This is a genomic window from Halogeometricum sp. CBA1124 (genome assembly GCF_009741955.1).
Lineage (GTDB): Archaea > Halobacteriota > Halobacteria > Halobacteriales > Haloferacaceae > Halogeometricum > Halogeometricum rufum.
Genome location: NZ_WPCD01000016.1, coordinates 1 through 12,071, shown reverse-complemented (window position 1 = coordinate 12,071; position 12,071 = coordinate 1). Strand labels below are relative to the sequence as shown.

Sequence of the window (12,071 nt, the reverse complement as noted above, 5' to 3'; positions counted from 1 at the left end):
CGCCGCTACAGCCAGCTCTCCCGCTGGAAGTGGACGACGAGGACGAGCGTGACGAGCGTCATCCCCACCATCACCGCCGGGTACGCGTACGGCCACGACAGTTCGGGGAGGTTCCACGCCCCGCCGGCGAAGTTCATCCCGTAGACACCGACGACGAACGTGAGCGGGATGAAGATGGTCGCGACGACGGTGAGTTGGCGCATCACCTCGTTCGTGGACTGCGAGAGGGTGTTCAGGTAGATGTCCCGCGCCCCGCGCGCCAGGTCCCGGTACGTCTCCGTCAGGTCGACTATCTCCACCAACTGGTCGTACACGTCGCGGAAGTACTTCTCTGTCGGATCGCGAACGTGCGCCGCGTCGCCGCGTGCGAGGACCGAGAGGGCCTCCCGGGTCGGCCACGCCACCTTCCGGAACGAGAGCAGGTCCCGGCGGACCGCGTTGAGACCGTCCAGCACGGACGGGTCGGGCCCTTCGAGTACGCCGTCCTCTATCTCCTCGATGGTGGTCTCTATCTCGTCGAGCAGTCCGAAGTAGCCGTCCACGATGCGGTCGAGGACGCGGTACGCCGCGAAGTCCGGACCGTTGGCGAGGACGCGCCCCTCGCGGTTCTCGACGGACCGCCAGACCCGTTCGACGGCGGGCACCGTCGTCTCCTCTACGGTCAGCGTGAGCACCCAGTCCTCGCCGACGAACAGGCCCACCGGTCGCGTCTCCACCTCCTCGTCGAACGTCGTCTCACCGCGCCGGAGCGACGCCGTCTTCACGAGGACGAACGTGTGGTCGGGGAACTCCTCGGTCTTGGGTCGCACGTCGTTCCGGATGTCCTCGAGTTCGAGCGCGTGAATCGAGAAGACGCGCGAGATGGCGTCCATCTCCTCGGCCGTCGCGGCGGCGACGCGGACCCACGTCGTCCCGTCGGCGTTCCGGGCCGCTTCGAGGTCGGACTCGGAGTCGACAGTCACCGTCTCGACGCCGCCCGCGTCGTACACGTGCGCTGCGATCACGCTCGGTCCCCACCCGTTCCGATGGCCACCAGCGTCACGCCGACCATGAGGCCGACGATGGACGCCGACCGACCCGGATATGGCGCGACGACGCCGGCGCCGTACCCGAGTAGCGAGAGCGCCGTGAGGACGCCCCCGGCGGTCCGTTCGCGGTTCATGCGCGTACGTCCGCGCGGGGGAGAAAAGCGTTGTTCGGGCGTCGGACGGATTGCGGGTGGACGGATGGCGGGCGGACGGATGGCGGTCAGAGCCGTTCGGTCGTGCCCGCCCGGGCCGGTGACCGCTCAGACCGGGTGTTCGATGGCGCGCATCATCGACAGCACGTTGCCCTCCTCGCCGCCGAGTTGCTGCGGGTAGACGCCGACGGCGACGATGAAGTCCTCACCGTCGCGGTACTTCGTGACGTGGACGTAGACGTCCACCTCCTGTCCCTCGACGTTCGCCACCGCGGCGTACTTCGTCACCTGCGTCTCCTGTCCCTGCACGGTGATGGTCTGCGAACTCACCTCGTCGACGTCGCTGAGGCCCTGGTATCGGCTCTGCACCAACCCGACGAGTTCGCGGTTCGAGTAGTCGCCGATGGGGTTCAGCGTCCGGCCCGCTATCTCGACGGCGGGCGAGGAGATGACGGTGAACACGCCCAGTTTCGCCTCGAAGATACCGAGGTCCAGCGTCTTCTCGTACGTGTTCACCTGGTTCTTCGCGACGACGCGGCGTTCCTCCCCGGCGACGGTGAACGTCTCGTTCACCTCGACGACGCGGGGCCCGTCCGTCGCGTACCCCGCGCTCTGCGCCGCGGACTCGTCCACGGCGGCGGGTTCGGCGGCGAACGTGAGCGATTCCTCGCCGGTCAGAAAGCCGATACAGCCTGTCGTCGTCGTGAGTACCGCCACCGCGAGGGTCACGGCGACGATACGACGGGTGCTCATAGCGACGATGGCTATTTCGGCCACACGAATAAACCCGTGGGCTGGCCGTTCAGCGCGTCAGACGTCCGTCACGTCCCGCGCTCGTCGCCGTCACGCGCACCTTTGCACCGTCACGCGCACCTTTGCACCGTCACGCGCACCTCGACGCCTTGCGACGCGCTACCGGTCGGCCGTCTCCTCTCTCGTCTCGTCGTCGGAGTCGGAGTCGGCCTCTGCCGCCTCGTCGTCGGTGTAGCCGCGCCGTTCGTTCTCCCGGCGGACGACGCGCGCGACGTACCAGCAGTAGACGAGCGTGACGAACGGGAAGACGAGCGCCGACGAGAACCACAGGTGGCGGGAGTATCCCCACTCGACGCCCTGTTGCCGCAGCGACCGGATGTCGAGGAAGATGAGGCCCGCGAAGAAGGCGTGCATCACGAGGACGACGGCGAAGATTCCCGTCCAGCCGACGCCGAACGCGGGGACGACGAGGAGGATGACCGCGCCGAGTCCCCAGATGATGAGCAGGAGGCGGCGGTAGACGCTCCCAACTCTCGGCTCCCGTTGCTCTTCGACCTGTCGGCCGCGACGATAACCGTCGCCGTGCTGACCGCTCATGTCAGTCCCGTCCGCCGCCCGGAGTAAAAGCCCGTCGCGGCGTCCTCACCCCAGGTAGTTCACCGTCACGTCGTGCGGTCCCTCCGGCGTCGACAGCGTCACTCGGTCGGCGAGGGCGTCGCGAACGGCCTCGCGCCACGCCGCGACGGCCTCCGCGTGACGCTCGCGGTGTCGCTCCGGCGTGTACGGTTCCTCGGACGCTCGGAGTTCGTCGCCCGTCTCGTCCACGGTCGGAAACCCCGGCGTCTCGCGCAGCAGTCGTTCCGGCGGGACGTGAATCGGTCGCACGTCGCCGTCGTACTCGCCCTCTGCGCCGTCGAGGTGGAGACGAGCACGCATCCGCCCCGCGAACGGCGGCGTCACCCGCAGGACGGCGCTCCGGTCGCGTCGCTCGTTGGCTTCGAGCGCGGTGAGCACGTCGTCGGTCGTCACGGCGAGCGACCGTATCCGGCGCGCCTCGGACCGATGCGGGTCGCCCGCCTCGGAGCGCCCGTCGTCAGTCACTGGTCACGCGCGTCGGACCGTGTTGCGGGCCGAGTTCCCCATCGCACTCCGGGCACGTCGACCGGAACGACCCCGCCGAGACCCGGTTGCCACAGTCGCGACAGACGAAAGGTGTCCGCTCACTCATCGTTGACGACGCACTGTTGGGGTGCCGCCATGTTAAACGTTACCGCAAGACGGACCGTCGCGGCTCCGCGCACTTCGCTATCTAGCGCCGCGTTTCCCGACGCGCTATCCGCATAGCTACGACGCTTTCCGTTCCGGGAGCCCGGGAGACGAGCGTGACGATGCCAGGCAGACGCCGCGACGTCGACTATACGTTCCTGTGGGGGTTCGACTGTCCCCGCTGTGGGGGCGACACCGAGGTGTTCGCGGACGACGCGACTGACACGTACGGCTGGGTCTGCCCGCGAACGGGCTGTCGGGCCGTCGGATTCGGGTTCGAGTCTCGACGCGCGGCGCGGCGGGGACTCCGCGAGTACCACGAGCGACACAGTACCTCAGGAACCGGACGATAGGCCGGACCGCGCTCCGCCGGACCGCGACCAACCGTTCGCGTTCGGCCACTCAGTCGACGACGCGGACTTCCAGTCTCCAGTCGCACTCCGTCGTCGGGACGGCCTCGACTCGCCGTACCGGGACGGATATACCGGTCGAAGGCGAGCGTGAACGTATGAACGACGGAACCGCCCCGGAAGGGACGGGCTGGTTCGAGGGAATCGAGCCGGACGACGTCGAGGGCGCGAGCGAGGCCGTCGCCGACGGCGAGAGTGAGGAACCGCGGAATTGGCCCGCACTCGCCGTCGAATCGGGGTACGCGGACTCCGAGGCGGCGTACTACGACTGCCTCCGCGAGGCGACGCTCCGGGCCGCGACCGAGGCGGTCCGCGAACGCGAACGGGCCGACGACAGGCAACTCGTGCACGCCGTCCGCGCGATGGACGACGCCGAACGCACCGCGAACGAACTGGCCGAACGCCTCGCCGAGTGGGCCGGAACTTTGTACGACGACGCGGGCGCCGGCGTCGACGGCGCGCGCGAGGTAGCGGACAGAGAGCCGCAGACGCCCGTCGAGGAGCGCGTCGTCTCGTACGCCCGCCGCGTCGCTGACCTCGCGGACGAACGCGACGACCTGCGAGCGTTCGTCGAGGCGCGCGCGCCCGCCGTGGCCCCGAATCTCGCGGAGATGGCCGGCCCGGTCCTCGCGGCCCGCCTCGTCGCCCTCGCGGGCGGGTTGGAGCGGTTGGCGAAGATGCCGTCCGGCACCGTTCAGGTGCTGGGAGCCGAGGACGCCCTGTTCGCGCATCTGGAGGGTCGGGCGTCGTCGCCGAAACACGGCGTCATCTACGTCCACGACTACGTCCGCGGCACCCACCCCGACCACCGCGGGTCGGCGGCGCGCGCGTCGCGGGGAAACTCGCCATCGCGGCGCGCATCGACCACTACTCCGGGGAGTACAAGCCGGAGGTTCACGAGGAACTCAGAGAGCGGATGGAGACGATTCGAGCGCGGGAGGTGGGCGAATGACCGACCTGCCCGACGGCGTCGAGCGACGGCCGTTCGACGGTCGGGAGCGACTCTCGACGCGCGGCGAGACGGTGTACGGCGAACCGCGGGACGCCGAGGGATGGCGCGCGTGGGACGCCGGGCGGTCGAAACTCGGCGCGATGTTCGAGTACGGGATGGACACCGGTCTCGTCGGGGGGGAGACGGTGCTGTACCTCGGTGCGGCGTCGGGAACGACCGTCTCGCACGTCGCCGACTTCGCGGGGCCGACGTACGCCGTCGAGTTCGCGGCGCGGCCGGTCCGCGACCTTCTCGGCGTCGCCGAGGACCGGGAGAACCTGTTTCCCCTCCTCAAGGACGCGCGAAAGCCCGAGACGTACGCGCACGTCGTCGAGGCGGACCTCGACTGCATCGTGCAGGACGTGGCGACGCGGGGGCAGGCGACCGTCGCCAACCGGAACCGGCGGTTCCTCCGGGACGACGGCCGACTCCTCGCGGTGGTAAAGGCGCGGAGCGAAGACGTGACCGCCGACCCCGACGACGTGTTCGAGGACGTCCTCGCGGAGTTGCGCGATTCGTACGAGGTGCTGGAGACGACGCGACTCGACCGGTTCCACGACGACCACCTCGGCGTCGTGGCCCGTCCGAAGTGAGCGCTGCATCGGAGAGTCGCCGCGGCAGGCGTCCTGTCCGCCGATTTCGCGGTTGCTGCACGGGTCGCCGGGGTCCACGACCTATTTAATCGACCGCCGCGAACGACCCTGCGATGGAACTAGGGTCGGCCGACGCCTTCGACCGAATGGGTACCCTCGGCGTCGAGGAGGAGTTCTACATCGTGGACAGCGACGGCTACCCGGCCTCGGGCATCTCCGAACTCGTCTACGACGACCCGCCCGGGGGGCTTCTCGGTGACCGCATCGACCACGAACTGTTCAAGTTCACCGTCGAGACGCAGACGCCGCTCATCGACGACCCCACGGACGTGGACGAACTCGTCCGGGCCGTCCGCGAGGCACTCGTCGACCACGCGGCAGACCACGGCTACCGCGTCGCCGCCGCGGGCCTCCACCCGGCCGCGAAGTGGCGCGAACTCGACCACGCCACGAAGCCGCGCTACAAGTCGCAACTCGACCGCATCCAGTACCCGCAACACCGCAACACGACGGCCGGGTTGCACGTCCACGTCGGCGTCGACGACCCGGACAAGGCGACGTGGATAGCCAACGAGATACGCTGGTACCTCCCGCCGCTGTTGGCGCTGTCGGCGAACTCGCCGTTCTGGAACGGCTTCGACACCGGTCTCTCTTCGGCCCGCGCGAAGATTTTCGAGAACCTGCCGAACACCGGCATGCCCTCTCGGTTCGAGGACTTCGAGGCGTACCGGACGTTCGAGCGTCGGATGGTCGAACACGGCTCCATCGAGGACCGCGGCGAACTCTGGTACGACGTGCGCCCTCACACGGGTCACGGCACCGTCGAGGTCCGGACGCCCGACGCGCAGGTCGACCCCGCGGTGACGGTGGCGTTCGTGGAGTACGTCCACGCACTCGTCCTCGACTTGGCCGCCCGGTACGAGGACGGCGAGACGGGGACGGAGATTCGCCGGGAACTCCTCGACGAGAACAAGTGGCGCGCCACGCGGCACGGTCACGACGCGAGTTTCGTCGGCACGGACGGCGAATCGACGGTCACGCTCGAGCGGTTCGTCGCGGACGAGTGCGACCGACTCGGCGTGGACGGACTCCGAAGCCTGTTCGACGCCGAGAGCGGCACCGAGCGACAGCGGCGGATTCACGAGGAGGAGGGACTCGACGCCCTCTGCGAAGCGCTCTGCCTCGACTGAGCGTTCGGAAAGGTTTTTCACCGTCCCGTTTTGACCTGTGTGATAGAACATATGTCTACGGACGACCCCACAGACGACCCCGGAGAGAGCGGGTCCGCCGACGCGCCGGTGACGGACCCCGCGGACGACGCGGACGGCGCGTCGACGCGCGACCGACTCGAAGCGGAGGCCGACCGCGCCGTCTCGGAGTTCGACGACAACGTCGTGGACCTGTTGGCGTGGCTGCTCGACACGGAGACGCGCGCCCGCATCTTCGTCTTCCTCCGACAGAACCCCCACTCCACCAGCGACGAGGTGGCCGACGGCACCGGCCTCTACCCGAGTACCGTCCGGGAGGCACTCGCCGAACTCCACGACGAGGAGATGGTGGACCGACGCAAGCGGAAGAACTCCGGCGCGGGCAACAACCCCTACGAGTACACGGCTATCGCGCCGAGCGAACTCGTCCGGAGCGCGGTCGGTCAGGTCCAGTCGCAACTGAACACCGTGTTCAACCTCGACCGGCGACTCCTCGGCGACGACGAGGCGGGCGACGTGGAACCGGTCCGAATCACCGTCCGGGACGAACCGGAGGAGTGACGGGGGCGTCCGCCCCGACGCGGGGCGGTCCCGAAGCCGACCTTTTTAAGTTGCGAGCCGCCGACGCCCGGATATGAACGTCGCGCTGGGCGGGACCTTCGACCCGGTCCACGACGGCCACCTCGCGTTGTTCGAGCGGGCCTTCGAACTCGGTGACGTGACCGTCGGTCTCACGAGCGACGAACTCGCGCCGCGGACCCGCCACGTCGACCGGTACGTCCGCCCGTTCGAGGAGCGAAAGCGCGACCTCGTCGAGGAACTGGAGCCGTTCGCGGCGGAGCACGACCGCGAGTTCGAGATTCGGACGCTGACCGAACCGACCGGCATCGCCACCGAACCCGGCTTCGACGTGCTCATCGTCTCTCCGGAGACGAAGGACGGCGGCGCGCGCATCAACGAGATACGCGAGGAACGCGACCTGCCGCCGCTGGACATCGAAGTCGTCGACCACGTCCCCGCCGAGGACGGCCAGCGCATCTCTTCGACGCGCATCGTCCGCGGCGAGATAGACCGCCACGGCAACCGGACGCCCGAACGCGAGGGTCGCGAGGCGACCCGTCCCGACGCCGACGACGCCTGACTCACCAGGTCGGCGGCCGGAACCCGTTGGTCTCGAGAATCTCCTTCCAGCGCTGTTGGATGCTGAGTCGCGTCACGTCCATGGCGTCGGCGACGCGCGACTGCGACCGTTCCTCGCCCGCGATGAGTGCGCCGGCGTAGAGGCTCGCCGCCGCGACGGCGCGCTTCGACCGGTCCTCCTCGGGCACCTCCGAGAGGAACATGTCGCCGGCGTACGACCGGGCTTCGGACCCGAGTTCGAGGCGGTCGGCCGCCTCCTCGATGCGCGTCAACCACTCCTCGTTGTCCACTCTGTCCCGGGCGCGATACATACCTGAAGCACCGCGCGGACGCACTTGACGCTTGCTCAGTTCGGTCGCTGTCGGCCGCGAACGACAGCTTCTTACCTCGATTCCTGATACGCTGTAGTGCGCGCGGGTAGCCAAGCCTGGCCAACGGCGCAGCGCTTAGGACGCTGTCTCGTAGGAGTCCGCCGGTTCGAATCCGGTCCCGCGCATGGCTTCTCCGAACGTCAGTGAGGAGAGCCATCGGTACGAGCGGATGCGAACCCTGCAAGGAACGCGCCGCGAACGGAGTGAGCGAGCATTTCTCGCTCCGGTTCGAATCCGGTCCCGGGCATCGCCTGTCGTCGCCGTCGCTCGAACCCCGCCCCCCGAAACTTCGACGCCCGACACGAAGCCGACCCTCACGTTCGCCTTCGCTGACAGCTCTCGCCGCCGTCCCGCCCCAACGCGACCACAGTTGTCCGACGTGCGTCAGCCATTATCACCCCCCGAAAACGTCCCACAAGTCTTTTTCTCACTGCAGGAGAGCATTGACTGATGGTGGCGCTATCGGACCTCCTCGATGATGTCGTGGCGGACGTGGACGCACTGTTCGTCTTCTCGCCGAGTAGTTCGTACTACGAACAGTTCGAGGACGAGAGCCTCGACACCCCGGTGGTGGTGGTCGCCCCCGAGAACACCGTGGACGCGGCGGAGTACATCGAACTCCCCCTGGAGTTCGACACGTCCGGGACCGCATCCGTTTCGGCATCGAGGGGGCGATGGGGAACGGCGTCGTCGAGGAGGACGACGTCGTCGCCTGCACGTCGCCGTGTTCGGCGGTGACCACGACGCCGTGATTCGCGTCCGCGTCACCGAAGAGATGCGCTCGGGCATCTACGACCTGTTCGCCAACTCGCGGGCGGACCCGAGCGTCATCCGCGACGTGTTCGAGGTGGCCATCGAACTCGGAAAGAAGGGCCAGAAGGGCAAGCCCGTCGGCGCCCTGTTCGTCGTCGGCGACGCCGGGAAGGTGATGAACAAGTCCCGACCGCTGTCGTACAACCCGTTCGAGAAGTCCCACGTCCACGTCGGCGACCCCATCGTGAACGTGATGCTCAAGGAGTTCTCCCGACTGGACGGCGCGTTCATCATCTCCGACTCGGGGAAGATAGTCAGCGCCTACCGATACCTCGAACCCGCCGCCGAGGGCGTCGACATTCCGAAGGGACTCGGTGCGCGGCACATGGCCGGTGCGGCTATCACTCGCGACACGAACTCGACGACCATCGTCCTCTCCGAGTCCGACGGGTTGGTCCGCGCGTTCAAGGTGGAAGATGATTCTGGAGATCGACCCGGAGACTACTGATGCGCCCGCGGCGACACTGCTGCAGGCGGAGAGCGACCCCGCGGATTCGTTCTTCGCCGAACTCACCGACCTGCTGCCCAGAGACGTCTGGTTCGCACTGGTCGTCCTCGTCGCCGGTTTCGTCGTCGCCATCGTCCTCGGCACGCTCACCCGCCGCGTTCTGGACGGACTCGGCGTCCCCGACGCCATCGAGGGGACGGCGTTCGAGCGGACGGCGCGGAACTTCGACACCTCGACGGTCGAACTCCTCGGCTGGCTGGTCCGCTACTTCGTCGTCGGCGTCGCCGTCCTCGCCGCGTTGTCCATCGCCAACGTGAACTACGCCGACCGGTTCTGGAGTCAGGTCGTCGAGTTCCTGCCGATGCTGTTCTTCGCGGTGGTCATCCTCATCGTCGGTATCGTCGTCGGCGACAAGGTCGGACTGCTGGTCCAAGAGCGACTGCGCGGCGTCAAACTCCCGCAGGTCGGCGTCATCCCCGCCGCCGCGAAGTACACCGTGTTCTTCCTCGCGTTCCTCATCGCCCTCTCGCAACTCGGGGTGGCGACGTTGGCGCTGGTCGTCCTCCTTGCGGCCTACCTGTTCGCAATCGTCTTCCTCGGCGGCATCGCCTTCGCGGACCTGCTCAAGTCGGGTGCGGCGGGGACGTACCTCCTCTTGACGCAACCGTACGCCATCGGCGACGAGGTTCGCGTCGGCGACACGGGCGGCATCGTCCAGGAGGTGGACCTGTTCGTCACGCACATCGAAGACGACGGCGAGGAGTACATCGTCCCCAACCGGAAGGTGTTCGAGGTGGGGCTCGTCCGCTTCCGATGACGTTGGCGCGGTGACACATCACTCCCCGAAACTGTTTTGATACGAGACCCGTATAGACTGATGAATAGTCGTGCTACGGTCCCCGATATCGCCATGAGCCGAAACCTCCCGCTCGGAGACGCCGCAGACGTCTCGCCGACCGCCCGCGAAGTCAGCGAGCGACTGCTCGACGCGTTCTTCCACCAGGACCTCCGAGAGGACTGTCTGCTGTGCGGCGACGTCGACGGCGCGCGGACCGCGGCCGAAACCGCGACGGCGGCGATGTCGACCGTGTTCTGTGCGGAGTTTCCGGGCCGCCCCCGGCGGCACGCCGAACGCGCCGGCGAGACGTTCGTCCAGGCCCTCTTTCTGCAGGACGAGATAGAGAACTGGGCGGCGGTCGAAGCCGACCGGTCCCAGTTGCCGTCGGACCTCGTCCTGACGTGCGGCCCGGCACCGCGCGGGACCGACGTTCTCGACGACCCGCGGTGGGACGACGTTCGCGACCTGTTGTCCGCTGTCTGCTCGGACGCGGGCATCGACGAGACGTACGCGCGCCGACAGACGGAGTTCTGGCGGCGACACGGTCAGCGTGAGGCCGGGTGGCGACGGACGGCGCTGGCGGCCCACCGCCTGAAGGTGCGGGCGATGGTTCCGGGATGCTCCGACGAGGAGGCGGAGCGACTCGCGCGGCAGTTCGTTCTGGGCGTCGAGTTACACGACGAGTGGAGTCGGACCGACCGCGACCGGGACTTCGGCGAGATTCGCGGCGTCGTCGCCGCGTACTACCAGCACATCTTCGAGTTGCGCGGCAAGATACCCCGTCTCTGATCCGACCGGTCAAACCCGGAGAATGAAATACTCCGAGTACGAGGTAGTGCTGTGGATTGGAGTTCCGACGACGAACACCGTCTCGGCGGGAACGTCTACCGCGAGGCGTTCCGGAGCACCGGGGCTCCGGTTCTCATCGCCGACACGAATTTCGTCATCCGCGACGTCAACGCCAGCGGTCTGCAGTTTCTGGGCTACGACCCCGGTGACCTCGTCGGCGAGTCGGCGGCGGTCATCTCCGGCGACGACCGCATCTACGAGGACATCGTCGACCACCTCTCGCGCGGCGAGACGTGGTCCGGGAAGTTCGTCGCGGAGACGAGGTCGGGCGAGAAGGTGTACGGCCGCGGTTCCGCGGCGCCCATCGTCGTCGACGGCACCGTCGAAGGCACCGTCGCCATCTTCGTCGACACGACGAAACAGCAGCAGTACGAGAACGCCTCGGAGGTGCTGAACCGACTGCTCCGACACGACCTGCGCAACGAACTCAACGTGATGTACGGCCACGTCCAGCGAGCGCAGTCGGAGACGTCCAGCGACGAGGCCGCCGAGAGTCTGGAGCGAGCGCAGGAGAAGATACTCCAAATCGTCCACAAGACCGAACGGGCCCGCGACCTGCGGGACCTCTTGGAACGGTCCCACGACGCGTCGAACCGCCCGGTCCGCCTCGACATCGTCCTCAACAACACGCTGGTCGAGGTGATGCAGGAGTTCCCCGAGGCCGAGTTCAACTTCGAGGTGTTCCCCGAAGTCGTCGTCCGCGCCGACGACCTGCTGTCGGCCGCCGTCGAGGCGGTTCTGGAGAACGCCGTCGCGCACAACGACGCCGACGACCCGGTCGTCGAAGTCTCCGTCGAGGTACGCGACGACCGCGTCGTCCTCGCCGTCGCGGACAACGGCCCCGGCGTCCCCGAGTCGCAACGCGACCTCATCTTCGGGCGCGAGGAGTACGACCAACTGCACCACGGGACGGGCATCAGCCTCTTCTTCGCCGACAGCGTCTTCGATAGCTACGGCGGCGACATCTGGGTCGAGGACAACGACCCCCGCGGCGCCGTCTTCAAGATTCGGCTCACGCGCCCCTGAGGATGTTCCTCCAACCCGGACCGCTCGCGTTCGTCGGGTTCGGTCTCGCGGCCGTCACGGCCGCCGCCGGCGGCGTCGCACTCGCGTACGCCGTCTTCGCCGACGCGGCGGCCCGAGGGAGCGACCACGCGCGGTTCTGGGCCGTCGTCTGCGCCGTCTCGCCGTTCGTCCTCGTCTACCTCCTC

General features: G+C 68.0%; 14 protein-coding genes, 1 tRNA gene and 3 pseudogenes. 12 read left to right on the top strand and 6 right to left on the bottom strand.

What is annotated here, in order from left to right:
* Nucleotides 1-5: 5 nt before the first annotated feature.
* The 5 genes from corA to GJ632_RS04010 form a co-directional block, all read right to left on the bottom strand.
* The gene (gene corA, locus GJ632_RS04025; protein WP_343161013.1) at nt 6-1,004 is read right to left on the bottom strand and encodes a magnesium/cobalt transporter CorA; all 999 of its coding nucleotides are present in this window, start codon (nt 1,002-1,004) and stop codon (nt 6-8) included.
* Complete coding sequence (locus GJ632_RS21895) at nt 1,001-1,162, bottom strand: hypothetical protein (RefSeq protein ID WP_177232708.1); 162 nt, start codon at nt 1,160-1,162, stop codon at nt 1,001-1,003. Before GJ632_RS21895 ends, corA begins: the two co-directional genes overlap by 4 nt.
* 126 nt (nt 1,163-1,288) lie before the next feature.
* Entirely contained in the window at nt 1,289-1,933 is a 645-nt protein-coding gene (locus GJ632_RS04020; protein WP_191452159.1) for a DUF6517 family protein, read from the bottom strand.
* A 159-nt stretch (nt 1,934-2,092) separates the two neighbouring features.
* Entirely contained in the window at nt 2,093-2,530 is a 438-nt protein-coding gene (locus tag GJ632_RS04015) for a hypothetical protein (protein WP_191452158.1), read from the bottom strand.
* 45 nt (nt 2,531-2,575) lie between these two features.
* A complete protein-coding gene (locus tag GJ632_RS04010) occupies nt 2,576-3,034 on the bottom strand; it encodes a hypothetical protein (RefSeq protein ID WP_343161012.1) in 459 nt (152 codons plus the stop codon).
* A 287-nt stretch (nt 3,035-3,321) separates the two neighbouring features.
* Here GJ632_RS04010 and GJ632_RS04005 point away from each other — a divergent pair, with 287 nt between their 5' ends.
* The 6 genes and pseudogenes from GJ632_RS04005 to GJ632_RS03980 all read left to right on the top strand — a co-directional run bounded on the left by GJ632_RS04005 (nt 3,322) and on the right by GJ632_RS03980 (nt 7,542).
* Nucleotides 3,322-3,552, top strand: coding sequence for a hypothetical protein (locus GJ632_RS04005; RefSeq protein ID WP_191452157.1), 231 nt, complete (start codon nt 3,322-3,324; stop codon nt 3,550-3,552).
* A 155-nt stretch (nt 3,553-3,707) separates the two neighbouring features.
* Nucleotides 3,708-4,561 (top strand): annotated as a pseudogene (locus GJ632_RS04000) (NOP5/NOP56 family protein).
* Complete coding sequence (locus tag GJ632_RS03995) at nt 4,558-5,193, top strand: fibrillarin-like rRNA/tRNA 2'-O-methyltransferase (RefSeq protein WP_089810727.1); 636 nt, start codon at nt 4,558-4,560, stop codon at nt 5,191-5,193. Before GJ632_RS04000 ends, GJ632_RS03995 begins: the two are co-directional and overlap by 4 nt.
* Nucleotides 5,194-5,306: 113 nt before the next feature.
* Nucleotides 5,307-6,383: a glutamate--cysteine ligase gene (locus GJ632_RS03990; protein ID WP_191452156.1), complete on the top strand. Its 1,077-nt coding sequence runs from the start codon at nt 5,307-5,309 to the stop codon at nt 6,381-6,383.
* Nucleotides 6,384-6,434: 51 nt separating this feature from the next.
* Nucleotides 6,435-6,962, top strand: coding sequence for a winged helix-turn-helix transcriptional regulator (locus tag GJ632_RS03985; protein ID WP_191452173.1), 528 nt, complete (start codon nt 6,435-6,437; stop codon nt 6,960-6,962).
* A 73-nt stretch (nt 6,963-7,035) separates the two neighbouring features.
* A complete protein-coding gene (locus tag GJ632_RS03980; RefSeq protein ID WP_191452155.1) occupies nt 7,036-7,542 on the top strand; it encodes a phosphopantetheine adenylyltransferase in 507 nt (168 codons plus the stop codon).
* 1 nt (nt 7,543) lies between these two features.
* Here GJ632_RS03980 and GJ632_RS03975 read toward each other — a convergent pair whose 3' ends face one another.
* Entirely contained in the window at nt 7,544-7,852 is a 309-nt protein-coding gene (locus tag GJ632_RS03975) for a transcription initiation factor IIB family protein (RefSeq protein WP_191452154.1), read from the bottom strand.
* 100 nt (nt 7,853-7,952) lie between these two features.
* On the opposite strand from GJ632_RS03975, the gene GJ632_RS03970 reads away from it, so the two are divergent.
* The 6 genes and pseudogenes from GJ632_RS03970 to GJ632_RS03950 all read left to right on the top strand — a co-directional run.
* A tRNA-Leu gene (locus GJ632_RS03970) sits at nt 7,953-8,037 on the top strand.
* A 325-nt stretch (nt 8,038-8,362) separates the two neighbouring features.
* Nucleotides 8,363-9,165, top strand: a pseudogene (gene dacZ / locus GJ632_RS24590) (diadenylate cyclase DacZ); the annotation flags it as partial.
* Nucleotides 9,142-9,990, top strand: a complete 849-nt coding sequence (locus tag GJ632_RS03965; RefSeq protein ID WP_191452172.1) for a mechanosensitive ion channel domain-containing protein — start codon at nt 9,142-9,144, stop codon at nt 9,988-9,990. The pseudogene dacZ and the gene GJ632_RS03965, both read left to right, overlap by 24 nt.
* Nucleotides 9,991-10,083: 93 nt before the next feature.
* A complete protein-coding gene (locus GJ632_RS03960) occupies nt 10,084-10,800 on the top strand; it encodes a hypothetical protein (RefSeq protein WP_191452153.1) in 717 nt (238 codons plus the stop codon).
* Nucleotides 10,801-10,851: 51 nt separating this feature from the next.
* Nucleotides 10,852-11,886: a PAS domain-containing sensor histidine kinase gene (locus GJ632_RS03955; protein ID WP_343161011.1), complete on the top strand. Its 1,035-nt coding sequence runs from the start codon at nt 10,852-10,854 to the stop codon at nt 11,884-11,886.
* 2 nt (nt 11,887-11,888) lie between these two features.
* Nucleotides 11,889-12,071 (top strand): annotated as a pseudogene (locus tag GJ632_RS03950) (hypothetical protein); the annotation flags it as partial.